The organism is Pseudodesulfovibrio sp. 5S69 (genome assembly GCF_037094465.1).
Classification (GTDB): domain Bacteria; phylum Desulfobacterota; class Desulfovibrionia; order Desulfovibrionales; family Desulfovibrionaceae; genus Pseudodesulfovibrio; species Pseudodesulfovibrio methanolicus.
In genome coordinates this window covers 2,860,735-2,885,746 of the sequence record NZ_CP146609.1, presented here as the reverse complement: position 1 = coordinate 2,885,746, position 25,012 = coordinate 2,860,735, and the positions used below count along the sequence as shown (strand labels likewise).

Annotated in this window: 23 protein-coding genes; 6 read left to right on the top strand and 17 right to left on the bottom strand. The window is 62.0% G+C overall.

Going from position 1 to position 25,012, the window contains the following annotated elements; all coding sequences use genetic code 11:
* Nucleotides 1–8: 8 nt before the first annotated feature.
* From neuC to V8V93_RS13715, 17 genes are all read right to left on the bottom strand, one after another.
* On the bottom strand, nt 9–1,184 hold the full coding sequence (neuC, locus tag V8V93_RS13795) for a UDP-N-acetylglucosamine 2-epimerase (RefSeq protein WP_338667166.1): 1,176 nt from the start codon (nt 1,182–1,184) through the stop codon (nt 9–11).
* Entirely contained in the window at nt 1,181–2,197 is a 1,017-nt protein-coding gene (gene neuB / locus V8V93_RS13790; protein ID WP_338670193.1) for an N-acetylneuraminate synthase, read from the bottom strand. The genes neuC and neuB overlap by 4 nt, the downstream gene beginning before the upstream one ends.
* Before the next feature lie 2 nt (nt 2,198–2,199).
* Complete coding sequence (locus V8V93_RS13785; protein ID WP_338667165.1) at nt 2,200–3,318, bottom strand: LegC family aminotransferase; 1,119 nt, start codon at nt 3,316–3,318, stop codon at nt 2,200–2,202.
* 8 nt (nt 3,319–3,326) lie between these two features.
* Nucleotides 3,327–4,337: an NAD-dependent 4,6-dehydratase LegB gene (locus tag V8V93_RS13780; protein ID WP_338667164.1), complete on the bottom strand. Its 1,011-nt coding sequence runs from the start codon at nt 4,335–4,337 to the stop codon at nt 3,327–3,329.
* Nucleotides 4,338–4,433: 96 nt separating this feature from the next.
* The gene (locus V8V93_RS13775) at nt 4,434–5,465 is read right to left on the bottom strand and encodes a glycosyltransferase family 9 protein (RefSeq protein WP_338667163.1); all 1,032 of its coding nucleotides are present in this window, start codon (nt 5,463–5,465) and stop codon (nt 4,434–4,436) included.
* Nucleotides 5,466–5,604: 139 nt separating this feature from the next.
* Complete coding sequence (locus tag V8V93_RS13770; protein ID WP_338667162.1) at nt 5,605–6,831, bottom strand: class I SAM-dependent methyltransferase; 1,227 nt, start codon at nt 6,829–6,831, stop codon at nt 5,605–5,607.
* A gap of 2 nt (nt 6,832–6,833) precedes the next feature.
* Nucleotides 6,834–7,613, bottom strand: a complete 780-nt coding sequence (locus V8V93_RS13765; protein ID WP_338667161.1) for a sulfotransferase domain-containing protein — start codon at nt 7,611–7,613, stop codon at nt 6,834–6,836.
* 24 nt (nt 7,614–7,637) lie between these two features.
* Nucleotides 7,638–8,168, bottom strand: a complete 531-nt coding sequence (locus V8V93_RS13760; RefSeq protein ID WP_338667160.1) for a dTDP-4-dehydrorhamnose 3,5-epimerase family protein — start codon at nt 8,166–8,168, stop codon at nt 7,638–7,640.
* Between the two features lie 34 nt (nt 8,169–8,202).
* A complete protein-coding gene (gene rfbG, locus V8V93_RS13755) occupies nt 8,203–9,219 on the bottom strand; it encodes a CDP-glucose 4,6-dehydratase (protein ID WP_338667159.1) in 1,017 nt (338 codons plus the stop codon).
* 4 nt (nt 9,220–9,223) lie between these two features.
* Nucleotides 9,224–10,003: a glucose-1-phosphate cytidylyltransferase gene (rfbF, locus tag V8V93_RS13750; RefSeq protein WP_338667158.1), complete on the bottom strand. Its 780-nt coding sequence runs from the start codon at nt 10,001–10,003 to the stop codon at nt 9,224–9,226.
* 14 nt (nt 10,004–10,017) lie between these two features.
* Nucleotides 10,018–10,260 carry a hypothetical protein gene (locus V8V93_RS13745; protein ID WP_338667157.1) on the bottom strand — a complete coding sequence of 81 codons (243 nt, stop codon included), beginning with the start codon at nt 10,258–10,260 and terminating at the stop codon, nt 10,018–10,020.
* A 47-nt stretch (nt 10,261–10,307) separates the two neighbouring features.
* The gene (locus V8V93_RS13740; RefSeq protein ID WP_338667156.1) at nt 10,308–11,153 is read right to left on the bottom strand and encodes an NAD-dependent epimerase/dehydratase family protein; all 846 of its coding nucleotides are present in this window, start codon (nt 11,151–11,153) and stop codon (nt 10,308–10,310) included.
* A 10-nt stretch (nt 11,154–11,163) separates the two neighbouring features.
* On the bottom strand, nt 11,164–12,201 hold the full coding sequence (locus V8V93_RS13735) for a TIGR00180 family glycosyltransferase (RefSeq protein ID WP_338667155.1): 1,038 nt from the start codon (nt 12,199–12,201) through the stop codon (nt 11,164–11,166).
* 134 nt (nt 12,202–12,335) lie between these two features.
* Entirely contained in the window at nt 12,336–14,117 is a 1,782-nt protein-coding gene (locus V8V93_RS13730; protein WP_338667154.1) for an ABC transporter ATP-binding protein, read from the bottom strand.
* A 233-nt stretch (nt 14,118–14,350) separates the two neighbouring features.
* The gene (locus tag V8V93_RS13725; protein ID WP_338667153.1) at nt 14,351–15,082 is read right to left on the bottom strand and encodes an amino acid ABC transporter ATP-binding protein; all 732 of its coding nucleotides are present in this window, start codon (nt 15,080–15,082) and stop codon (nt 14,351–14,353) included.
* A gap of 2 nt (nt 15,083–15,084) precedes the next feature.
* Nucleotides 15,085–16,095 carry an amino acid ABC transporter permease gene (locus V8V93_RS13720; RefSeq protein ID WP_338667152.1) on the bottom strand — a complete coding sequence of 337 codons (1,011 nt, stop codon included), beginning with the start codon at nt 16,093–16,095 and terminating at the stop codon, nt 15,085–15,087.
* Between the two features lie 76 nt (nt 16,096–16,171).
* Nucleotides 16,172–16,996 (bottom strand): transporter substrate-binding domain-containing protein, encoded by an 825-nt coding sequence (locus V8V93_RS13715; RefSeq protein ID WP_338667151.1) that lies wholly within the window; start codon nt 16,994–16,996, stop codon nt 16,172–16,174.
* A 422-nt stretch (nt 16,997–17,418) separates the two neighbouring features.
* On the opposite strand from V8V93_RS13715, the gene V8V93_RS13710 reads away from it, so the two are divergent.
* The 6 genes from V8V93_RS13710 to V8V93_RS13685 all read left to right on the top strand — a co-directional run bounded on the left by V8V93_RS13710 (nt 17,419) and on the right by V8V93_RS13685 (nt 25,005).
* On the top strand, nt 17,419–18,984 hold the full coding sequence (locus tag V8V93_RS13710) for a hybrid sensor histidine kinase/response regulator (RefSeq protein ID WP_338667150.1): 1,566 nt from the start codon (nt 17,419–17,421) through the stop codon (nt 18,982–18,984).
* A 40-nt stretch (nt 18,985–19,024) separates the two neighbouring features.
* Entirely contained in the window at nt 19,025–20,134 is a 1,110-nt protein-coding gene (locus V8V93_RS13705) for an AI-2E family transporter (protein ID WP_338667149.1), read from the top strand.
* Between the two features lie 152 nt (nt 20,135–20,286).
* Nucleotides 20,287–21,381: a murein transglycosylase A gene (locus V8V93_RS13700; protein WP_338667148.1), complete on the top strand. Its 1,095-nt coding sequence runs from the start codon at nt 20,287–20,289 to the stop codon at nt 21,379–21,381.
* Nucleotides 21,382–21,464: 83 nt separating this feature from the next.
* Nucleotides 21,465–21,821, top strand: a complete 357-nt coding sequence (locus tag V8V93_RS13695) for a type II toxin-antitoxin system HicB family antitoxin (protein ID WP_338667147.1) — start codon at nt 21,465–21,467, stop codon at nt 21,819–21,821.
* A 449-nt stretch (nt 21,822–22,270) separates the two neighbouring features.
* On the top strand, nt 22,271–23,407 hold the full coding sequence (locus V8V93_RS13690; RefSeq protein WP_338667146.1) for a glutamate synthase: 1,137 nt from the start codon (nt 22,271–22,273) through the stop codon (nt 23,405–23,407).
* Complete coding sequence (locus V8V93_RS13685) at nt 23,371–25,005, top strand: glutamate synthase-related protein (protein WP_338667145.1); 1,635 nt, start codon at nt 23,371–23,373, stop codon at nt 25,003–25,005. Before V8V93_RS13690 ends, V8V93_RS13685 begins: the two co-directional genes overlap by 37 nt.
* Nucleotides 25,006–25,012 lie beyond the last annotated feature (7 nt).

Here is a 25,012-nt window from a genome sequence, read left to right as displayed (position 1 = left end):
AGGTACCTCTAGTCCTTGGACAGGCGGTAGTCGATGTCGAAGAAGGGTTTGGGCCCTTTGGGCGCGCCATGTTTCAGAATGTCCAGCATGCGCCGGCTGGTGCCGTGCTTTTCATACGGGTTCCGGGCCTGCTTGGCAATGTCCGCCCCTTGGGGCGACAGGGCGCGGCGCAGGGTCCGGGCCACGGCGCCGGCGTCGGGCGCACAGTCGAAAACCGAGGCTGCCCGCTCGCGCCCTTTCTGGCGGTCGCCCGCGTTGACCGTGGGCACGTTGAAGCTTGGGGCCTCCAGGATGCCGGAGGAGGAGTTGCCCGCCACGGCCGCGCACAGGCGCATGGCCGACAGATAGCGGATCAGGCCCAGGGACGGGGTGACCAGGGTGCGCTCGGGAAATGTGTCGTGCAGCCGGGCGGCGCGGGCATCCACCAGTGAGCCGCCGGGGTCGGCGTTGGCCCCGGTGATCACCGCTTTCAGGGATTTGTCTTCGGCCAGCACGGTCTCAAGCCCGGCGAAGAATCCTTCGGTCTCGGCCGCGCCGTCCTCGGCCAGGGTGGCCGGGTGGTAGGTAACCAGGAGAAATTTTTCGCTCAGGGAAAAGCCGAGGTCTGCTTCCAGGGCCGTACGGTCCATGAGGGCCGCGGTCTTGACGTTCTCCACGCCGAGCGCGCCCACGTTGAAGACCCTGTCCGGGACCTCGCCCATCTGGATGACCCGTTTGCGGTAGGGCTCGCAGGAGGTGAAGTGGAGCCGGGCCAACTTGGTGATGGCGTGCCGGAATTGCTCGTCCACGGCCCCTTCGGTGGTTTCGCCGCCGTGGATGTGGGCCACGGGTACGCCCAGCAGGTTCGCGGCCGTGGCGCAGGCCAAGCACTCCCAGCGGTCGCCCAGGAGCACCAGCAGGTCCGGCGCGAGCACATCCAGGGCGCGGGCGCAGCCGGACACCGCCTCGCCCATGGCCAGGGCCACGCCCAGGCGGGAGTCGTCGGTGAGCGGCAGGGGAACCTCGGCCCCGATGGCGAAGCCGTCGGCACGGATGGCGTCCACGGTATGGCCGTGGCGTTCGGACAGGTGGGAGCCCGTGACGAGCAGGGTCGGCTCCACGTCCGGGTCCGCTTCAAGCCGCTTCAGGAGCGGGGTGAGCAGCCCGTATTCTGCCCGGGTACCGGTGAAGACGCAGATTCTCACAGCTCGATGCCCTCGCCGGGTTGGAAATCCTTTTTTGCGGGCAAGCCCATGACTTCGTCCCAGCGCATGGGCGAGATGCCGCCGCAGCCGGTGCGCCGGGCGGCCACGTTGGCCTCAGAGAACGGTTCGCCCGTCTTGATGGGCGCGGCCGCCACCAGGAACCGCCGCGCGATGTCGATGTTGGACCGTTCGGATCCGCTCGGCTGCTTCACGCCGTCGCCCAAGGCCAGCTCCACCTCGCGCACGGACCGGACCATGTCGGCCAGCTCGATGGGGTCCATGGAGGCTGCGTGGTCCGGACCGGGCAGGGTCTTGTCCAGGGTGAAATGCTTTTCGATGACCGTCGCGCCCATGGCGGCCGCGGCCACGGCGCAGGTGATGCCCGACGTATGATCCGAATAGCCCACGCGGCATTCGGGCAGGGTCTCGGCCAGGGTGGCCATGGCCCGCAGGTTGGCGTCGGCCATGGGAGTCGGGTACTGCGTGTTGCAGTGGAGCACGGTGATCCGTGCTGCCGGGGTACCCGAGCTGGTCAGGACGGCCACGGCGTCGCGTACCTCGTCCAGGGTGGCCATGCCCGTGGACAGGATGACCGGCAGCCCTTTGGAACCGATCTTGCGCATGTACGGCAGATTGGTGATCTCGCCGGACGGGATCTTGACCACCGGCACACCCATCTCGATGAGCATGTCCAGGCTGTCCCCATCAAAGGGCGTGGACAGGAAGGCGATGCCGCGCGTCCGGCAGTGGTCCATGAGCAGGGCGTGGGCGTCCACGTCGAGTTCGAGCTTCTTGAGCATCTCGAACTGGGACTCCTCGGCGCCGGACGTTTCTTTCTGGTACTCGGCTTTCTGCGCGGACCCGGTGACGATCTCCTCGGCCCGGAAGGTCTGGAACTTGACCGCGTCGGCCCCGGCCTCGGCGGCCAGGTCGATGAGCCTTCTGGCCAGTTCCATGTCGCCGTTATGGTTCACGCCCGCCTCGGCGATGATGAAGATTGGTTCGCGCTGCATGGTCACGGTTTGAGCCTCGGCCCGCTGGGCAGGTTCACGGCCCGCTCGGCCAGTTCTCGGGCATTTTTCAGGCCGTCGTTTTCGTGGTTCGCGTACATGGGCAGGTCGGCCATGAGCGCCCACAGAGGCCGGGTCATGACGCCCGCGTCGTTGGACCGGGCCAGGAATTCGTCGCGCCGTGCGCGGTCCTCGAAGAGCACGGTATTCAGCCAGTAGTTGGACAGGCAGCCCTCGGGGGCGTCCACGTAGTCGATGCCGTCCACGCTCGCGAAAAAGTCGCGGTAGGCGGCGGCCACGGCCCGTTTGTCGGCCAAAATCTCGTCGAGCTTCTCCATCTGCGCACAGCCGAGCGCCGCGTTGATGTTGGGCATGCGGTAGTTCCAGGCCACGGCGTCGTGGCGGAACTCCCAGCGGTGCGGGACCTTGGCCGTGGCGGTCATGTGCTTGACGTGTCCGCCCAGCTCCTCGTCGCCCGCCAGGATCATGCCTCCGCCGCCGGTGGTGATGGTTTTGTTGCCGTTGTAGCTGAGCACGCCGAGTTTGCCGAAGGTGCCCAGGTGTCGCCCGTCCAGGAAGGAGCCCAATCCCTCCGCAGCGTCCTCCACCACGGGGATGGAGTGCTGCTCGCAGATGTCGCAGATCTCGCGGATGCGGCAGGCGTGGCCCAGAATGTGGACCGGCACACATGCCTTGATCCGCGGAACCTCCTCAGGGTGGGCATCGAGCCAGGCCACGAGCGCATCGGGGCTCATGCCCAGGGTGTCGGGGTCCGAGTCGATGAAAATGGGGATCGCGCCGGTGTTGGAGATGGCGTTGGCCGTGGCCACGAAGGTCAGCCCCTGGGTCAGGACCAAGTCGCCGTGCCCCACGCCTACCAATTCCAGCGCGGCCGTCAGGCCGCAGGTGCCGTTGACCACGGCCACGGCCCTTTTCGCGCCGGTGAAGTCGCGGGTCATATCCTCGAACCGGGTCACGTATTCGCCCACGCTGGACACGAAAGTGGTGTCGATGCAGTGTGTCAGGTATTCCTTTTCCCGTCCGGTGAAGACCGGGGCGTGCAGGAGAATGAAGGCCTCCGGCTCGCCGTAGAGCTGCCGTATGAATTGGATGATGGCGTCCACGATCCGTCCTAGATGTTGTAGATGTCGGCCTTGTAGCGCCGCAGGTTGTCCGGGTCCGCGAACCACTCGGCGGTCAGCGCAAGGCCCCGCTTGAAGCCGTCGAGCCCGCCGAATTCCGGTTCCCAGCCGCACAGCCGTTTGGCCTTCTCGTTGCCCGCGAACAGCCGCTCCACCTCGCTTTTGGCCGGGCGGATGCGCTCCTGTTCGCAGACGATTTCGATGTCCGCGCCCATGACCTCGGCGATGGCCGCGGCCGTGTCGCCGATCGAGACCTCGAACCCGCTGCCCACGTTGACCACCTCGCCCACGCAGGCATCGGACGCGGCCACGGCCTCGAAGCCGCGCACCGTGTCGGAGACGAAGTTGAAGTCCCGGGTGGGGGTCAGGGCCCCGAGCTTGATCCGTTCGGCCCCGTTCCCGATCTGGGTGATGACCGTGGGGATGACCGCGCGGGCGGACTGGCGGGGGCCGTAGGTGTTGAAAGGCCGGATGATGGACACCGGGGTCTCGAAGGCGTTGTGGAAGCTCATGGCGATCTGGTCCGCCCCGATCTTGGTGGCCGAGTAGGGCGACTGGCCCTGGAGCGGGTGATCCTCGGTGATGGGCACGAACTGCGCCGTGCCGTAGACCTCGCTGGTGGAGGTGACCACGCACCGTTCAACGCCCAGGTCGCGGGCCGCCTGGACGATGTTCAGGGTGCCCTTGACGTTGGTGTCCACGTAGGTGTCCGGGGAGTGGTAGGAGTAGGGAATGGCGATGAGCGCGGCCAGGTGCAGGACCACGTCGCAGCCCTTCATGGCCTCGCGCACCCCGTTGGGGTCGCGGATGTCGCCCGCGAAGATCTCCAGGGAATCCCGGATCTCCTTGGGCGATTCGTCGAGCCAGCCCCAGGAGTTGAAGGAGTTGTACAGGACGAATGCGCGGACCGAATATCCCTGGCGGACCAGGTGTTCCACCAGGTGCGAGCCGATGAAACCGTCCGACCCGGTGACCAGAATTCTTTTGTTATTGAGATGCATGGTGCTCCAACGGCGTTGGCCGTGAAAATGGCGAATGATGATGCTTCACTGTATATATCCTGTCCATGCCTATGGCAAGGCGGGGCGGCCCGGGGCCTACTGCAGTTTGAAGGCGAGCAGGCGCAGGGCCTCGTCCAGGCATTCCTCGGGGAGGAAGGTCTCCAGGCACTCCAGGGTCTCGCAGGAGTTCTTGTTGCAGGAGCGGCAGGGCAGCCCCTTGTCCACGCTGGAATGGCGCTCGGACTTGGGGCACCAGCCGAACCCGGTGGCTCCGTGGATGGCCAGGGACGGGGTGTCCACGGCCACGGCGAAGTGCCTGGGGGCCGAGCAGTTGCCCACGTGCAGGGCGGCTTTTTCCTGGATGGCGGCCATCTCGCGCAGGGTGAGCATGTGTTCGGAGATGACCGCGCCTTCGCCCGCCAGTTCGGCCACCTTGCGGGCCACCTCGATCTCGCCGGGGCCGTAGAGGATGAAGAACTTGAGTTCGGGGTGCCGCTTGCGCATCAGCTTGATCAGCCCGGCGAAGTGGCGTTCGGGCCATTTGCGGGTGATCCGCCGATGGGACGGGTCGATGGTCACGAAGCGGTTTTCCTCCATGCCCTCGGCCCGGATGAATTCGTCGGCCCAGGCCCGTTCCTCGTCGGTCAGGTAGATTTTGGGCAGTTCGCCATCCCAGTTGATGCCCAGCGGGCGCAGGATGGACGCCTTGAACATGGCCGCGTAGCCGTAGATCACGTCGCTGAAGTGGGTGTAGAAGAAGCGGTTGTACCAGGCGGTGTGCTGGGTCAGCTTGACCTTTGCCCCCGAGAACATGATCACGTACCGGCAGCGGGGCAGCCGCTGGAAGTCCACGATCAGATCGTAGCCGCCGCGACCGACCTTGCGGTACCAGAGCAGGGCCAGGAAGGGGTTTTTGAGCTTTTTCTTGTCGATGGCCCAGATGTGGGAAAGGTGCGGGTTGTTCTCCACCACGGGGAGGCACTTCTTTTCGGTGAGCAGATGTATCTCCGCGTCCGGAAAGCGTTCCTTCAGGAGCTGGATGGACGGCGTGGCCAGAAGCACGTCGCCGATCTGCCTGAGCTGGCAGACCAGGATTTTTTTCGGATGTAGATTGGAAATATCTTTCATTGCGGTCAAATCGGTTCTGGAAAGGCTGTAAACCTTCCGTGATCGGTTCGCTGGAGGTATGCACCCATTTTTCGCGGGGCACAAGCCCGCAGTCCGGGTGGCGGCCGACCTGCGGCGGTTGGGCAGGGTCGGTTCCGGGCTAATGGACCGTCAGCCGGGGGATGGCCGTGACGAAACGGCCGTTCCATTCGGAGACGTAGGCGTGCTCCTGCATGATTTCCTTCTGGATGTTCCACGGGAGGATGAGGATGTAGTCGGGCCGTCTCTCCCGTAGGGCCTTGGGGTGCAGCACGGGGATGTGGCTCCCGGGCAGGAACAGGTCCTGCTTGTGCGGGGAGGCGTCGACGCAGAAGGATATCAGGTCGTTCTTTATGCCGCAGTAGTTGAGCAGGGTGTTGCCCTTGGCGGCGGCCCCGTAGGCGGCCACCTGTTTCCCGTCCCGCTTCTGCCGGATGAGGAATTCGAGCAGATCGGCCTTGACCGCGTCGGCCCTGGCCTGGAAGCCGGTGTAGTGGGCGATCGTCTTCATGCCCTTCTCCTCCTCCGTTTGCAGCAGACCGGAGACGGAGGGCAGGACGGGACGGTCCGTTTCGTCGGCGTGGCGGGCGAATATCCTGAGCGAGCCGCCGTGGGTGGGCAGTTCCTCGACGTCGAAGATCGTCAACCCGCTCTCCCGGAATATCCTGTCCACCGTGGTCAGGGAGAGATAGGAAAAGTGCTCGTGGTAGATGGTGTCGAACTGGTTCTGGTCCATCAACCGCATGAGGTGGGGGAATTCCATGGTGATGGTCCCGCCTTTTTTCAGCGCGATCTCCAGCCCCTGGACGAAGTCGTTGATGTCCGGGACATGGGCGAGCACGTTGTTGCCCAGCAGCAGGTCGGGCCGGTTCCCCTCGGCCTTGAGCCTGCGGGCCAGGTCGGTCCCGAAGAATTCGCGCCGGGTGGGGACGCCGATCTTTTCGGCGGCGTCGGCCGTCCCGCCGGTGGGTTCGATGCCCAGGCAGGGGATGCCCTTTTTCACGAACCATTGCAGAAGGTAGCCGTCGTTGGAGGCGATCTCCATGACCATGGAATCGCGGTCCAGGCCTAAGCGCTCTTCCGCCATGTCCACGTATCGCCTGGCGTGCTCCACCCAGGAGCTGGAAAAGGAGGAGAAGTAGACGTAGTCGTCCGAGAATATCTCTTGGGAATTCTTGTATTCGTCCACCTGCACGAGGAAGCACTCGGAGCAGACGTAGAGCTTGAGCGGGAAATAGGTTTCCGGATCGTCCAGTTGCGATTGCTTCAGAAAGGAGTTGGACGGCGGCTGGTTCACGAGGTCGATGAACACGTCCTTGAGCGGCGTATGGCAGTGGCGGCAGTTCATGGCTAGCGGACCACTCCCATGGAGGAGAAGTCGATGTCCTCGAAGTAGCCCGCCATGCCGGTGATCTTCCTGATTTGCTCCGGGGTGAGGTTTTCCTTGCCCCGCCCGGTCTTGCCGACGTTGAAGTTCGACCGCTTCCTGTCTCCCTCGATGGTCTTGATGGCCCTGTCGATCTCCTCGTCCGAGGTCTTTATGCCGTAGAAGCCGCAGATGTCCCTGACGGCCTTGGGCTTGTCGGACATGACTTCCTCGTAGCTGGTCCAGTAGAGGTCCACCGCGTTGCTCTCCCTGGCCCGGTACCAGGACGCGTAGAACTCGATGTACCAGGGCACGAGCATGTCGATGATGGCGTCCAACTGTTTTTCCGGGGACAGTTTGGCGTAGGCGTCCTTCATCTGGACCATGGCGAAGATGGGCGTGCGGTGGCAGTGGTCGCGCAGGCTGACCACGATGTCGAAGATGTTGCGCACCAGCACGACAGGCCGTATTCCGCATTTTTGCAGGATTTCGATGTTCTGGTCCTTGGCCTTCATGTGCATGCGGCTGGAGATGCCGTTGAAGGCCTGGTCGATCAGGGCCGGCAGATAGATGCCCTGCTCGTCGTTCTTGACGCCCACGCAGACCTCTTCGGTCTTGTATCCCGTGATCTCGGCCATGACGTTGCGCAAAAACGTGGACCCGCTCTTCGGGAAGCAGGCGATGAATACCCGCTCGTCGGAGTGGGACGAGAGCGCCGAGGTGACGGCGTAGAGTCTTTTCAGCAGGCTTTTGGTCGGATGCATTATATCCCCTCAAGGATTTACGGGTTATGTGGTTATGTATTCGAATTGGCCGTCGCGGGCCGACAGGTCTGCCACGGGCAGCGGCCAAGCGATGGCCAGGGCGGGATCGTCGTAGCGGACGCCGCCCTCGGCCCCCGGGGCGTAGTATTCCGTATGGCAGTAGAGGAGTTCGGTGTCCGGTTCGAGCGCTTGGAAGCCGTGGGCGTACCCTTCGGGTATGTACATGGCCTTGAAATTGTCGGGAGTCAATATTTCGCTGTGCCACTTGAGGTAGGAAGGGGACTTGGGGCGGAGGTCGACGGCCACGTCGAAACACGCCCCCCGGATGCAGCGCACGATCTTGATTTCGGCGAAGGGCGGGTTCTGGAAATGCATCCCGCGTAGGGCGCCCCTGGCCGTGGTGCGGGAGAGGTTGATCTGCCTGATGGGCTTGTCCAGGCCTATTCCGGCCAGTTCCTTCGCGCAGAACAGGCGGGCGAAGATCCCCCGGTGGTCGCCCACGGGTTCCGATTCCAAGACGTAGAGCCCTTCGAGTCCGGTGTCGTGTTTTTTCATCACAGGCTTTCGTAAGCTTCAATCTGTTCCAGGGTCAGCGACGTGCAGTCGGCACCCTCGGACCACGCCTTGTACCAGGAGGCGGTCCGGTCCAATGCCGTGAAGAAATCCATTTTTGGGCTCCACTCCAGTACTCTGGCGGCCTTGGAGCAGTCGAGCTTGAGCAGGCCCGCCTCGTGCGGGTGGTCCCCTTCATCCAGCTCGTACCGGGCTCCGTCACCCCATTTCTCGCTGAATCTCGCAACCACTTCGCCCACAGTGCGGGTGGACTCGTCGGCCGGGCCGAAGTTCCAGCCGCCCTCGAAGGCGTGGCCGTCCTCTGCGAGCCTTTTGGCGAGCATGAGGTATCCGTGCAGGGTTCCAGGACGTGCTGCCACGGCCGGGTGGCGCGCGGCGAGCGGATCTTGACCGCTTCCCCGCGCGAGAAGGCCCGGACCATGTCCGGTATGAGCCGGTCTTTCGCGAAGTCGCCGCCGCCGATGACGTTGCCCGCCCTGACCGACGCCACGGCGGCCCGGCCGCTGCTGAAATAGCTTTTGATGTAGGAGGCCGCGACCAGCTCCGCGCACCCCTTGCTGGCGGAATAGGGGTCGTGTCCGCCCATGGGATCGTTTTCGCGGTAGCCCCAGATCCATTCCCTGTTCTCGTAGCATTTGTCGCTGGTTACGTTGATCACGGCCCGGACCGAATCGGTCCCGCGGACGGCGTCCAGCAGGTTGGCCGTGCCCATGACGTTGGTCTCGAAGGTCGTGAGCGGGTCCTCGTAGGAAGGGCGGACCAGGGACTGCGCAGCCATGTGGACGACGATGTCCGGCCGGAAATCGCGCATGGCTTTTGCCAGGGGAGCGGGCTGCCGGATGTCGCCGCCCAGGCGCTGGACCCGGGACGCCACGCCGGCCAGTTCGTGCAGGGACGGCGTCGTGTGCGGCGCCAGCGAGTAGGTGCCCACCTCGGCGCCCAGGCGCGTCAGCCACAGGGAGAGCCAGGCCCCCTTGAAGCCGGTGTCGCCCGTCAGGAAGACGCGTTTGCCCTTGTAAAATTCGCGCAGCATGCCCTTACCAGACCTTCCACTCGGCCTTGTTCTGATCCCAGAGCCTGTTCAGGTGCTCCGTATCCCGGAGGGTGTCCATGCAGGCCCAGAATCCCTCGTGGCGGTAGACCATCAACTCCCCCTTGGCGGCGAGTTTCTCCAGCGGTCCGTATTCGAGATCGCAGTCCTCGTCCGGGGTCAGGTAGTCGAAGATTTTTCGGTCGAACACGAAGTAGCCGCCGTTGATCAATTCGCAGGTGGTGTGCACGGGCTTTTCCTGAAAGGCCAGCACGCGGTCCCCGTCGGTCTTGAGCTCGCCGAAGCGCTGGGCCGGGTTGACGCCGGAGACGGTGACGATCTTTCCGTGGGAATGGTGGAAGTCGAGCAGCGCGTTGATGTCGATGTTGGCCACGCCGTCGCCGTAGGTCAGCATGAAGGTGTCGCCCTTGACGTATTTCTCCACCCGCTTGATGCGCCCGCCCTTGAGGGTGTGCTGGCCGGTGTTCGACATGGTTATGCGCCAGTCGGTCTCCTCGTGGCAGCCGTGCATGCAGACGTTCGCCCGGTTTCCCAGTTCGAGCGTGATGTCGTTGTTCATCCACTCGTAGTTGACGAAGTAGTCCCGGATCATTTCGCCCTTGTACCCGAGGGGGAGCAGGAAATCCGTGTGCCCGTAGTGGGCGTAGGTCTTCATGATGTGCCACAGAATCGGCCTGGAGCCTATGTTCACCATGGGTTTGGGCCGGAATTCGGTCTCTTCCCTGAGTCTGGTTCCAAGCCCTCCGCACAATATAATGACTTCCATGAGGTGTCCTTTGGTTAATTCCCGGCGCACTCGAGGCGGCCGCCGGGCGTCATGCCGATCGGCGTTTTTCCGTCGACGGTCATGACGCGTTCAACTCGATTGCGTCCTGCGGATGCCGGATGACGGGTCTGCCCGGATAGGGGAGTAACGGCTGCGTAGGGATTGCGCCGCAACGTCCGGGCCGTTTTTTGGGCCCGGCTGTTCACGCCCTGTGTGCCCATGCGGTTTCCCCGTTCCGCAGCCTTAATGGCATCCATTTATCTTTCCTGAAGAGTTTTGGCAAACCAGGGGTGAAGGAGGCCGTTCAAATTTTCCGGGCCCGCTCGAGTTTCCGAGTGCTCCCCCAGAACTTGAACGGCTCGTAATCCGGATAGGGATAATGGCCGAGGTTGAGGGCCATGGTCGCCTTTCGTTCCCGTATATACGCTTCCACGAGATTCTGCACGGTCAGGTTCCGGCCGCTGCAAACGTTTATTATGCCCGTAATTTTAGTCTGCAATACAATCGAAGCCAGGGCCTCGGCCAGTTCCTCGACAGGGAGATAGTCCCTGATCTGCTGGCCGCCCGACATGTTGAACGTTTTTTCCCCGTTGTCAATCGCCGCCTGGAGCTGGGCGAAAAGCGAGTTCGGATTTTGCCCTTTGCCGTAGGTGTAGAACAGCCTGGCCCATTGGAATACGGTCCCGCATTCTTCGGCCACGTTGCAAATTCGTTCTTGGAGCAAATGCTTGGCCCTGCCGTAGACTGTATTGGGCCGGACGGCCATGGTCTCGGACAGTTCGCCCTCCTGCAGGCCGTACTCGAAGCACGTGCCAACCACGAGCAGATGTTTCAGGCCGCCTCTGATCATCTCGCTCAGGAAAAAGGTGTCCGCGGGCAGGTTTTTGTCGAGATGGAAGGAGTCCTTGTAGTTGGGCAGGCCGTGCCAGGCAAGATGGACCATGCGGTCCGGGGCCCCCAGGGCTTCGAAGGGCGAGGGGGGCGGGGAAAAAACGTCCAGTTCCCGCCAGGAGACGTCCGGAGCCCAGGGCAGGGCCGCGGCGGCATCCATGTGCCGGGTGGTCGCGATCACCCGGACGCCCCTGGCAAGCAGTGCGGGGACGAGGTGGTTCCCGATGAATCCCGTTGCTCCGGTCACGAGTATGCGCATGTGTCTTCCTCTAAGAGTTCCGTACCCGTTCCATCAGTTGCTCGTATTCCAGGCGGCCTTCCTCGCCTATGAGCTCGAAGGATCGTTCCGTGTCGCGTTTTTGCCGTTCGAGCGCCGCGGCGCGCCGCTCGGCTTTCAGGCGCTTGTACTTCTTCTTGCAAAACGTCTTGCCGAGAAAGGTATTCCATTCGTTCCCGATCCGGTCTTTCAGGCTCTTGATCGGTTTGTCCTGGAGCCAGTACAGGGCCAGGGCGCCGTCCACATAGAGGCGGGAGCGGGCCTCGGAAATGCCGGATTTATCCTGCAGGTACGCCACGGCCGCCTGTTTCACCGCTGCCACTTCCACTGCGTAGCGGGCCTCGGTCGCCAGCTTGAACGGGCTGCAATGGTACCTGAGGTCCTGATCGTTGATGGACGGCCCCGCCTCGGTGGCGGAGTACATGATCGGCAGCTTGGCCCGTTTCCCGTGGATGAGGGCCATCATGACCACGTATGTTTCCATAAGGTAATAGTTGACTATCTCCGGCGGCAGCCTGCGCATGGTGTTTTGCCAGCAGTCGGTCCTGGTCACCGCGTAGAACACCGAGTCGAAGTTGGCGAAGTCCTGCAGGAGGCGTTCTTCGGCCCGGTCGGAATCCACTGGGAGGGAGTAGAGGTCGAAGTTGTTGGCGCCCACCCTGGACCGGTCGTTGTGGTAGCATTGGAAGAGCAGGCCGAGCGCAGTGGAATAGTCCGGGTTTGCCTCCAGGTACTCAATGCAGGTCTGTACGCCTTTCATTGAGTGGAGCGTGTCGTCGGCATTCGTGAACATGTATGGAGTATGGACATGGTCCAGGATCGGTCCCTTCAGCTTGTGCGGGATCGGCTCGCCCGGGCAGTGGATGTAGTCGATGGCCGGATTTTCGACGGAGGGCTGGTGCGGCTCCTGACTCGAATCGACAACGAGGATCGGGACGTCGAACTGCAAATAATACGGGAGGACCCTTTTCTCCAGAAGGTGGTGACGCTCATGCGTGGGGATAACAATGGTTACCATATTATTGATCATGTACGCGCTCCTTCGCGGGATGCCTTATGAAAAAACACCCCAATTTTTCATGAGTTGCCGAGTTCCGTCAAGAATCTTGGAATCGGTGCGGGGTTCAGGGAACAAACAGCCTCGACTCATTCGACGTCCCCGTTTCAGGAGAGCGTCGGGTCCATGGTCGAGTCTTCGAATTGGGTCTTGTAGAGACGTTCATAAATCGGGCTGACCTGCAGTAGTTCCTTGTGCGTGCCCTTGGCGACGATTTTGCCGTCGTGCATGACCACGATGACGTCCGCGTTCAGGATGGTCGACAGCCGGTGGGCGATGACAATGGACGTCCTGCCGACCATGAGGTTCTCCAGCGCCTGCTGCACGATGCGTTCGGACTCGGTGTCCAGGGCGCTGGTGGCCTCGTCCAGGATGAGCAGGCTCGGGTCCTTCATGATGGCGCGGGCGATGGTCAGGCGCTGCTTCTGGCCGCCGGAGATCTTGACGCCGCCTTCGCCCACCACGGTTTCGTAACCGTTGGGCATCTCCATGATGAAATCATGGGCGAACGCCGCGCGGGCCGCCTCCTCGACGTCCTCAATGCGGAATTCCTTGTGCGAATAGGCGATGTTTTCGGCCACCGTAACGTTGAACAGGAAGGTATCCTGGGAGACCAGGCCGAGGTTGATGCGGAGCGACTCGAGGGTAAACTCATCCAAGGGGACGCCGTTGATGGTGATGCTCCCCGACTGCGGCGAATAGAAGCGTGGCAGGAGATTGACCAGGGTCGTCTTGCCCGAGCCGCTGCGACCGACGATGGCCACGCGTTGCCCGGCCTGGATGTCCAGGGAGAAATCGTCCACTGCGGGGACGTCCGAGTTGGGATAGGTGAAGGAGACGTTCTTGAAGGAGAGCTCCTTGAGATCGCCGTCGAACACGGTCTTCCCGTCATCCTCCACGGTGATGTCCGGCGAGTCGAGGATGTCGAACACGCGCTCGGCCCCGGCCAGGCCGCCCTGGATGTCGTGGTTGGAGGCGTTGAGTTTTTTGATCGGATCGTACAACTGCACGAGGCAGAGCAGGAACGCGGTCAGATCACCGGGGGTCATGGTTCCCTTGAGGACCTGGTTGCCGCCGACCCACATGACGGTGGCGCCGGCCACCGCGGCGATGATGTCCATGATCCTGGAGGAGCCTTCGGAGTACAATGTGCGACGCACGAGCAGCCTGGTGAAACTGTCGTTCTCCTTCTTGAAACGGAACTCCTCCCGGATCTCGTTGGCAAAGGCCTTGATGACCTTGATGCCGGAAAAGTTTTCTTCGAGCACGACGTTGATGTCGGAGAACTCGTGCTGCATCCTGCGGCCGTATTTGCGGATTTTCTGCCCGAAGTAGAAGAACGGGTAGATGGCGATCGGCATGACCAGCAGGCTCCAGAGAGCCAGGTAGGGATCAAGGTAGACGGCCGTGCCGATGAGCGCGAACAGGGTGAATACCTGCCGGATGAACATGATGCCGCTGGGCAGGCAGACCCGGACCGCCATGACGTCGGCGGTGATGCGGTTCATGAGCATGCCGATCTCGGCTTCGGCAAAATAGGGCATGGGGAGCCTGATGATTTTCTTGAACAGGTCCATGCGCAGGTCCCTGAGGACCAGGAAGCCGGTGACGTTCATGACGTAGACCTGGCTCAACTGGAGCAGGCATTTGAGCAGGATGAGGGCGACGAATCCCGCGATGCACAGTTTGAGCATCGTGTAGTTCTTGGCCACCAGGACCTCGTCGGTGAGGTATTTGCTGAGCCACGCCAGAGCGGGCGGGACCGGGGCGTAGAGAAGCATGGCGATGATGGACAGTGTCACCCGGCCCTTGTACGCCCCGAAATATCCGATGCTTCGTTTGAAAAGATATCGATTGCTGAAACTATAGAGTTTGACTTCGCGAGCCACAATTTCTCCTTGATATCTGTATTGGGCGCATGAAAGTTGTTCGCTTCATACGAGTTTGCCCTCGGGGAGTAAAGGGCAAAGTCTCCCGCCGGGTTGGATTCCGGGCATCTGCCGCCGTCATTCATCTCCCGGCCTTCCCGGGGGGGGGGGATGACGAATGTCCCGGCGTCTGCCAAGACAAAGGGGGCTGCGCAGCAATGCGCAGCCCCCTCTTTGCTCTTTGGACGGGCGAATTACAGGATCTGGCTGAGGAACAGCTTGGTCCGGTCGTTCTGCGGGTTGGTGAAGAAGTGCTCCGGGGTGCCCACCTCGACGATCTTGCCCTCGTCCATGAAGACCACCTGGTCGGCCACTTCGCGGGCGAAGCCCATTTCGTGGGTGACCACGACCATGGTCATGCCTTCCTTGGCCAGGGTCTTCATGACGTCCAGGACCTCGCCGACCATCTCCGGGTCGAGCGCCGAGGTCGGCTCGTCGAAGAGCATGACCTTGGGGTCCATGGCCAAGGCGCGGGCGATGGCCACGCGCTGCATCTGGCCGCCGGACAACTGGCCGGGGTAATTCTCCGCCTTGGCATGGATGCCGACCTTGTTCAGCAGGACCATGGCCTTCTCCGCGGATTCCTTCCGGCCCCGCTTGCGAACCGAGGTCTGGCCCACGGTGACGTTTTCCAGCACGGTCAGGTGCGGGAAGAGGTTGAAGGACTGGAAGACCATGCCCACTTCCATGCGGACCTTGTTGATGTTGGTTTTGGGGTCGAGGATGTCCACGCCGTCGATCATGATGTGGCCCGAGTTGGCCTTCTCCAGGCGGTTCAGGCAGCGCAGGAAGGTGGACTTGCCGGACCCGGACGGGCCGATGACCACGACCACCTCGCCCGGATTGACGTGATAGGACACATCGTGCAGGGCCTGGACTTCATGCGGGACGAAGAAGGTTTTGTATACGTTTTTGACGTCGATCATGGTTAGGCCTCCGCTGTCCTTCTTTCAAGGTACTGGACGAACATGGACAGGGTGAAGGTGATGACCAGGTAGAGCACGCCGCACACAAACCACAGTTCGTAGGGCATCAGACTGGTGGTGACCGCCTCTCGGGTGGCCTTGGTCAGCTCGCGGATGGCCATGACGCCGAGCAGCGAGGAGTCCTTGATCAGGCTGATGAACTGTCCGGCCAACGGCGGCAGGATGCGCTTGAATGCCTGGGGCAGGATGATCTTGCGCATGGCGGTTACCTTGGTCATGCCCAGCGAGCGCGCCGCCTCCATCTGGCCCTTGTGGATGGACTGGATGCCTGCGCGGACGATCTCGGCCACGTAGGCGCCGGCGAAGATGGCCAGGGAGGCCACGCCGAACCACAGCTCGGGAATCTGGAACAGGCCCGCCCTGAGCAGCAGGTTGTTCATGATGGTGCCGAGCACGAAGTACCAGATCATGATCTGGACGAGCAGGGGGGTGCCCCGGATGAGTTCGATGTAGGTAATGGCCGACATCTTCAGGAACGGGTTGCTCGATATCCGTGCCAGGCCGGTGAACAGGCCGACGAGGATGCCGAAGAAGATCGAGATTACGCTGACCTCGATGGTGATGAGCGTGCCCTCCAGCAGCAGTCCCATCCTGCCTTCGGTGTACGAGCCGATGGTGTCGCCCATGAACACGGTCTCGCCCTGGTCCACGTTGAGGTTGGAGCCCGGGACCGTATAGTATTCCGAGTCCTTGCCGTCGGAGACGATGACCACGGAGTCTTTGTCCTTCTTGGTGATGGAGGTCACTTCGCCCTCCATCTCCGCGTTCACGTTGACGGTGTCCACATAGTAAAAATATTTGGGGATGCGGTTCCAGCGCCAGATATAGTCGGTCTGGGTGGTGGCCCAGTAGAAGCCCAGGCACACGGCGATGAGCGTGACCGCGTATGCCGCTTTCCAAAACTTGTCCTTGTCGAATTCCTTTTTAGGCTCGACAGTCGCGGTTTCATTCATTGTTTACTCGATGAGATAGGTGCACGGAAAAAAACCGGGGGCCGCGTTGAGCGGCCCCCGGACAATCGATCGGTGGTTACTGGATGTTGTTGTACCAGTCGTTGGAGCCGAACCACTTGTTGTAGATCCGCTCGTAACGGCCGTCGTTCTTGATCTGGACGATGAAGTTGTTCAGCCAGTTCAGGAAATCCGGGTCACCCTTGTTGATGGCCCAGCCAAGGGGCTCGTAGGTGAAGGGCTCGTCCAGGAACTTCATACCCGCATCCTTGCCGTGCTGGGAGTAAAAGATGGAGGTCATGGGCAGGTCGTAGACGGTGGCGTCGGACTTGCCGTTCATGGTCTCCAGCATGGCCTGGTCCTCCATCTCGAAGGACTTGTAGGTGGCCTTGGGGAAGAGGCGCTTGGCGGCCTGTTCGCCGGTGGTGCCCAGCTTGGAGGTGATGATGACGCCCGGCTGGTTCAGGTCCTTCCAGGACTTGATCTTGTCGGCGGACTTCTTGGCGATGAGCGCGGTCTGGCCGACGATGATGTAGGGATTGGCGAAGTTGACCTTCAGGTTGCGCTCCTGGTTGATGGTCATGCCGGAGGCGATGATGTCGTACTTGCCGGAGAGCAGGCCGGGGATGATGCCGTCCCAGGCGGTATTGACGAGTTCAAGCTTGACGCCCATGGCCTTGGCCATTTCCTTGACCATGTCGACGTCGAAGCCGACGATGTTGCCCTTTTTGTCGGTCATTTCGAAGGGCATGTAACCGGCTTCGAGGCCCACGCGCAGGGTACCGCGCTGGACGATCTGTTCCAGGGTGGATGTTTTAGCGAGTTCGATGTCGGCGGCCTGGGCGGACATGGCGGCGCACATCAGCAGAGACAGCACGGCCACAAGAGTAATGATGCGTTTCATCCTTTCCTCCAATGAAACATTAGGTTGGTTGGTATCCATCCATTGCCCCGATTCCGTCCGGGTACACGGCCCCGGGGCATAGGTTCCTCTCCGTCGTTCCGTATTGTAACGATTTTGTTCACAGAGCGACAGTCTTCCATAGCCTCAATACCCGGAAATTTCAAGAGAGTTCTCGGATGCCGCCGATTGCCCGATTGTTGCTTTTTGCAGAATATATTGCGTCTGTTTTTAAATAATTCAGAATAAGCGTCGTCGATTTGCAGGAAAATATCCCGACAAAAGGAGGGCCGTTCGGTCGTGCCGAAAAAAAGGAAAGAAGGCGTCCGGGAAATTATATTTATCATTTTCCTGTGGTATGGTCGGCGGTAGGGTACTCGCAAGGGGCAGAATATACCTGTGGGGTCCGTTAACGGAGAAAAAACATGCCCACCAACAAGATATTGGTCGTTGAAGACGACGCCGTTGCGCGACTGGACGTCAAATTGGCCCTGGAACGGGCCGGATACGGCGTTATAGGCATGACCGGCAGCGGCGAGGAGGCCCTTGTCCTGGCCGACAGGCTGGCTCCGGACATCGTGCTCATGGACATTATGCTCGAAGGGGCGATGGACGGGCTCGAGGCCGCGGGCGAGCTGCGCAACCGTTTCGACATTCCCGTCATATATCTGACCGTGGTGGTGGACGAGGAGACCCTGCACTGGGCCAAGGTGACCGGTCCCTTCGGCTACCTGGTCAAGCCCGTGGACCACCTCGAACTCCGCTCGGCCATCGAGGTGGGGCTGTACAAGCACCAGATGGAGCGCGAACTGCGCAAGGCCAAGCTGGCCGCCGAGGCCGCCAGCCGGGCCAAGGCCTCGTTCCTGTCCACGGTCAGCCACGAGCTGCGCACCCCCATGACCGGCGTACTCGGCATGACCGAGTTGCTGCTCATGTCCGACCTGGGCGAGCCGTACCGCGAGAACGTCCGGCTCATCAAGGACTCCTCCATGGGACTGCTGTCGGTGCTCAACCAGATCATCGACTACTCCAAGCTCGAGACCTGCTCCCTGACCGCGCGCATGATGGACTTCCGTCTGGAAGACATGGTCACCGGCATCCTCTCGCAGCACCGGCGCCCGGCCGCGGCCAAGGGCGTGAGCCTGGAATACTCCCTCGACCCGGCGATTCCGGACTGGGTGCGCGGCGATCCGGCCAAACTGCGCCAGGTGGTCGGCAATCTCATAGGCAACGCAGTCAAGTTCACTCCGGCGGGTCAGGTGATGGTCGATGTCTCCCTGGCCGGGAAGGGCGACTGCGCCGTACAGGGCGAGAACGGGCTGGCCGTGCAGATCCTGGTTCGGGACAGCGGGGTGGGCATTCCCCGCGACAGGCTGGACGAGATTTTCGAGAGCTTCAGGCAGGGCGAGGACCACCTCTACCACTCCTCGGGCGGCCTGGGGCTGGGGCTGGCCATCGCCAGCCGGCTCGTGGAGTTCCTGGGCGGCTGCCTGCGCTGTTCGAGCGAGGAAGGCAAGGGCAGCGTCTTTTCCGTCACCGTGCCGCTGGAGCGCAGCCCCTACGAGGCGTCGTCCCCGTCCGCCTCGGTCCTGGGCGGGGAGTCGCCGCTCAAGGGCGTCCGGGTCCTGGTGGCCGAGGACGACCTGGTCAACCAGCGCTACCTCGTCCGCCTGCTGGAGAAAATGGGCTGCGCGGTCACCCTGGCCGAGACCGGCGCCCAAGCCGTGGATGCGTTGAAAGAGAATTCCTTTGATCTCGTGCTCATGGACGTGGAGATGCCGGAGATGGACGGCATCGAGGCCACTCGGCGCATCCGCGACCCCGAAACCGGCTGCCTGGATCCGGCCGTGCCCGTGGTGGCCCTGACCGCGCGGGCCATGTGGGGCGACGAGCAGCGCTGCATACACGCGGGCATGGATGACTATGTTTCCAAGCCGGTTGACGTTGACACCGTCGCCGCAATCATACAATCAACTCTGAAGAAGGAATAAATCCAGTCCTGCTGTTCCCTTCCATGGAGCTTGAACGAGTATGAGTGATTTCGACGGACCGACCCCCCTGATCAGTGGCGGCATCTACAAGGTGTTCCTGATCCTCCTCCTGCTGTTTTCCCTGTACCTGGGGTTTTCACTGGTCGAGCCCTTCATGCACACCATTATCTTCTCCACCGTGCTGGCGGTCCTGTTCACCCCGGTTTTCAATTGGGCCCTGAAGCTGTGCAAGGGGCGGCGTACCTGGGCCTCGGCCCTGACCGTGGGGATCATCGTCTTTGCCCTGGTCCTGCCCCTGGCCTTCCTGTTCATGGCCCTGATCAGCCAGGGCGTCGAGTCCTTGGTCTCCCTGAACGCCTGGATCGCCCAGGGAACCTACAAGTCCTTCCTCAGTCTGGAGGCGCTCGACAAGTATGCGGCCGTGATCCATGAACAGTTGCCGTTCCTGCGCATCGACGAGGTCCAGATTCAGGCGGGCGTGCTCCAGTACTCCAGGGAGTTCGCCCAGAACATGCTCTCCTTCGGCACCTCCCTGGCCCGTGACGGGGCCAAGCTGGTCATGCATTTCCTGCTCATGGTCTTCATCCTCTTCTACTTCATGCGCGACGGCACCAAGATGGTCGCCTACATCAAGCGCCTCTCGCCGCTCAGGCCCAAGCAGGAGGACTACATCATCGACAGCCTGAAGCGGGTGGCCAGGGGCGTACTCATGGGCTGCCTGCTGGTGGCCGTGCTCCAGGGGTTCGCCGGCGGTATCGGGCTGGCCGTGGCCGGCATCCCCGCCTTCTTCTGGGGCGGCATGATGGCCCTGTCTTCGCTCATCCCGGTGCTCGGCACCGGCCTTGTCTGGGTGCCCGCCGTGGCCTACCTGTTCCTGTCCGGGCAGTGGAAGATGGCCATCTTCCTGGCCCTGTGGTGCGGCATCTTCGTAGTCGGCATCGACACCATCCTGCGACCCATCTTCATGCGCGAGGCATCGCGCGTTTCCACCTTCTACATCTTCATCGCCATTCTCGGCGGCATCTATTCCTTCGGCATGCTGGGCATCTTCTACGGCCCGCTGATCCTGAGTTTCGTCATGGTCATGCTGCAGATCTACCTTGAGGAATACGCCGACGACCTGGACGACCACGAAGAGGCGGCTCAATGATTTCAAGGAATTCTTTCTTCGGTTGTGTCCTTTTCCTTCTCCTTCTCGCAGCCGGTTGCGCTCCCAAGGCCACCGCGCCGACCCCGCAACCTCCGGCCCCCCCGGCGCTTGCCGCGCCCGAGGTGCCGACCTATGTGCCGGTGGGAGAGAGCGTGGCCAAAGATCTGGCCGAGGCCCTTTCCCTCAAACCGCAGAACCTGTGCTCCTGGGCCGACCTGCGCCCCGGCATTGAGGCCAGTCTGAACTACATCCGGACCCGCCCGCAGGATGCGGTCTGCGTGAACCAGCCCGGCCTGCGCCTGACCTGGGGACAGCTCAAGGATTCCGTGGCCGAACTGGCCTCCACGCTTGTTCTGCTGGACCATGACCCGTCCCTGTTGGCCAGGCGGTTCACCTGGCTCAAGCTCGAACCCGGCACTCTGCTGACCGGTTACTACGAGCCGTGGCTCAAGGCCTCGCTCACCCCGGACGCGACCTACAAGTATCCGCTCTATGGCGTACCCGATGACCTCAAGGTCGTGGACCTGGGCGCCTTTCATCCGCGTTGGGCCGGGCAGAAGCTGGTCTACCGCGTGGACGGGGGCAAGGTGGAGCCGTATTACGACCGTTCGGCCATCGACGGCCTGGGCGCCCTGGAAGGGGCGGGCGACGAAATCGCCTGGGCCGCCGACCCGGTAGACGTCTTCTTTCTCCAAATCCAGGGATCGGGCAGGCTGGACCTGCCCGACGGGAGCTACAAGCACATCCTCTACGGCGGCAAGAACGGCCGCCAGTACGTTTCCATAGGCAGGGTGCTCATCGACGAGGGATACATTCCCAAGGAAGAGATGAGCATGCAGCGCATCCGCAAGTTCCTGAACGCGCACCCGGACGTGGCCGAGGACATCCTCTTCCGCAACCCGAGCTACGTCTTCTTCCGGCTGGCGGACGAGGGACCGTTCGGCTCCATCAACTCCATCCTGACCCCGCGCGTCAGCGTGGCCGTGGACCGGGCAATGATCCCGCTGGGCAGCGTGGTGGCGCTCAAAACCACGCTCATGGACTACGACACCGGCCAGGCCGATCCGTTCTTTTCCCTGGTTCTGGCCCAGGACACGGGCGGGGCCATCCAGGGCACGCGCATGGACCTGTTCTGCGGCACGGGCGAGGAGGCCGAGACCCTGGCCGGTCACCTGCAGGAGGGGGCCGAGGTCTACATGCTCTTGAGCAAGCGGGTCATGGCGTCCCTGGCAAACAAACCCGAATAGGGATTTTCACCGGTTTCCAGCAGCCAAGGAGGCGGCAAATGCAGTATGTGGCGCTTTTCGAACAGGAGAAGCACGGTCTTTCCGTGACCTTCCCGGATTTTCCGGAATGCACCAGCTTCGGCGAGGACCTGGACGAGGCCGTGGACAATGCCCACGAAGCCCTGGCCATGTTCCTGGAAGACCGTCTTCAGGGCGGCGAACTCCTTCCCGACCCCTCGAAGAAGAAGGTTTTGCTCGCGCAACCCGAGAACGAAGGGAAGAAAGCGATCAATATATCGGTTGAAGGGGATGGGAGCGACTTCGAGGAGTTCGAAATGGTCATGCATGTTCATCTTCTGGCCCGAATCGAGAAATATTGCCGCCAGTATGGGGTTTCCCCGGCCGATTTTCTGGCGGCCGCGTCACGATTGGCAATCAAAACCGATATTTTTGCCGCCTGACACCCCTGATCCCACCATTTTGTAGCCTGATTTGAATCGGCCTTCCATGATGGAGAGAATTTGATTCTCCTGTCATTCGTGGGGGCTAGAGGGTCTTTTGTCGTGCCTGATTTTAGCGATTTACAAATTTGACAAAAGTTATTAATATGTTACAGTTGCACGTTTCCTCGTTTTGATTTAGGTTCTGCTTCCGGGATTTGTATAGACTCCTTATGCAATGCAACGGTGAACAGCTCCTTGGAAGTTGCATTATTGTGAAACGCCTGAGCCGAAGAGCCTGCCGCGATCGTTTTATCGGTCGCATCGCAGGCTTTTTTGCCCCTGCCGGATGCGCTCCTGCGGTGCTGAGTTCTTTTGGAATCATTGGATTTTTGTCCGGTGTCTGCATGCGTGCCGTCGTTTTTTCGCGGCGGGGCGAGGGACCTTTAACTGTGGAGTGAATCGAGACCATGTGCCGTTTGTTTGCGCTTACAAGCCGTGACCCGGTGTCACCCATGCGCGCCATCGATGCCCTCAACGTCATGAAGGAAGGGCACGACGGCTCCGGCGTGGGACTGTTCCTAAGCGGTCTGGGAGGACCGTGGGAGGAACTCAAGGAATATCCCATTCTGTCCGGCATCTTCACCGATGCGGGGCTGGCGCGGATGTCCGAATACATGACGAAGAACGGATTCCAGTCCAAGTATTCGGCGACGTTCAAGCCGGACGTCGAGCCGCCGGTCGGGACACCCAAGCGGGGCACCTACGCCTCCATCGCCTTCCGCATTCCCGACGAGTGGAAGGGCATGACCCGGGAGCAGGCGGACCGCAATCTGGTCCAGATGCGCCTGGACCTCAGGGCCATGGGAGAGGCCGAGGGCGACATCATGGTCTTCTCGTTCTGGCCCGACACCATCATGATCAAGGAAGTGGGCGACCCCCTGGCCATCGCCGGGTACCTCAAGCTCGACCGCGAGGAACTCTACGCTCGCCACATCCTGGCCCAGGGCAGGCAGAACACCAACTACGCCATCAACCTGTACGCCTGCCATCCCTTCTTCATCGAGGGCATCTCGACCATGACCAACGGCGAGAACACCGCCTTCGTGCCCATCCGCGAATACCTCATGTCGCGCGGGGTCACCGGCTATCAGGGCTACCAGTCCGATTCCGAGGTGTTTACCCACATCGCCCACTACGCCACCAAGCGGCTGGGTCTGGACATCAGCTCGTACAAGCACGTCATCACGCCCATGAACGACGACGAGATGCGCGACCACCCGGACCGGGAGTTCCTGTCCGACCTCAAGCGCGCCTGCCGCAAGCTGATCATCGACGGCCCCAACTGCATCATCGGCTGTCTGCCCGACGGTTCCATGTTCATGGCTCAGGACCGCAAGAAACTGCGGCCCGGCGTGGTCGGCGGCAACCCGGAGCTCGGCATCTACGGATTCTCCTCCGAGATTTGCGGGCTCAACGCCGCCATCCCCGAACGTGACCGGACCAAGGATTTTCAACCCATGCATCTCGACACGGCGATCGTTGGACCCGATTGCCGGGAGGTTCTCCAATGCTCGCAGAAAGACCCATTACGCCAGCAACTTTAAGCCGCAAGGACCTGCCCTGGCAGATCAAGTGGGACATCAACACCTGCACCAAGTGCGGCCGGTGTACCTCGGTCTGTCCGGTCAACGCCATTGAACTGGGCGTGTTCCGCAAGCGGGACGTCAAGCCGCCCATGGGGTTGTCGGCCAAGCCGACCACGGAATTCTCCACCTTCTACGGCATTCGCCAGCGGACCGACCCGGCCTACGCCTGCATCGGTTGCGCCATGTGCAACATGGTCTGCCCGAACAATGCCATCGAGCCGAGCCGCCAGTACGATTCCACCACGCTCCAGTTCCAGAACAACCGGGGCGGCCAGCCCAGGACGCGCGGCGGCCGCAGGAACAATTCCGAGTCCCTGCTGGACCAGATCAAGTTCATCCGCATCTCCATGCTCACCGACCCGGCGCTCGACGCGGGCCGCCACGAGTTTGACGTACGTACGCTGCTCGGCCGGGTGCTTTCGCCCGAGGCAGAGATCAAGTGTTTCCGCGAAAACGGCTGGAAGCCGCCGGTCCGGGAGATATATCCCCTGGTCATCGGCGGCATGTCCTTCGGCGCGCTCTCCCCGAACATGTGGGAAGGGTTGCAGATGGGCGTGGCCTACCTCAATGAGGAAATGAACATGCCGGTGCGCATCTGCACGGGCGAGGGCGGCTGCCCGCCGCGCCTGCTGCGCTCCCGTTTCCTCAAGTACGTCATCCTGCAGATCGCCTCGGGCTACTTCGGCTGGGACGAAATCATCCACGCCATCCCCGAGATGAAGGAAGACCCCTGCGCCATCGAGATCAAGTACGGCCAGGGCGCCAAGCCCGGCGACGGCGGCCTGCTCATGTGGTACAAGGTCAACAAGCTCATCGCGGCCATTCGCGGCGTGCCGTCCGGCGTCTCGCTGCCCAGCCCGCCGACCCACCAGACCAAGTACTCCATCGAGGAGGCCGTGGCCAAGATGATTCAGTCCATGTCCATGGCCTGGGGCTTCCGCGTGCCGGTCTACCCGAAGATCTCGGCGTCCTCCACTTCGCTGGCTGTGCTCAACAACCTGGTCCGCAACCCCTATGCGGCCGGTCTGGCCATCGACGGCGAGGATGGCGGCACGGGCGCGGCCTACAACGTGTCCATGAACCACATGGGGCATCCCATCGCCTCCAACCTGCGCGACTGCTACAAGGCCCTGTGCGTGGCCGGAGCCCAGAACGAGATCCCGCTCATCGCGGGCGGTGGCATCGGCAAGCACGGCAACCTGGCCGCCAACGCTGCGGCCCTGATCATGCTCGGTGCCTCCATGGTCCAGATCGGCAAGTACGTCATGCAGGCCGGCGCGGGCTGCCTCGGCTCCGAAAAGGACCGTTGCAACGTCTGCAACATCGGCGTCTGCCCCAAGGGCATCACCTCCCAGGACCCGAGAGTCTACCGCCGCCTCGACCCCGAAAAGGTCGCGGAAAGGGTGGTCGACTTCTACCTGAGCTTCGACACGGAACTGCGCAAGGTCATCGCGCCGCTCGGCCGGTCCACGTCCCTGCCCGTCGGCATGTCCGACGCGCTCGGCATCTCGGACAAGGACGCGGCGGACCGCCTGGACATCAAGTACGTCATCTAATCGAAGC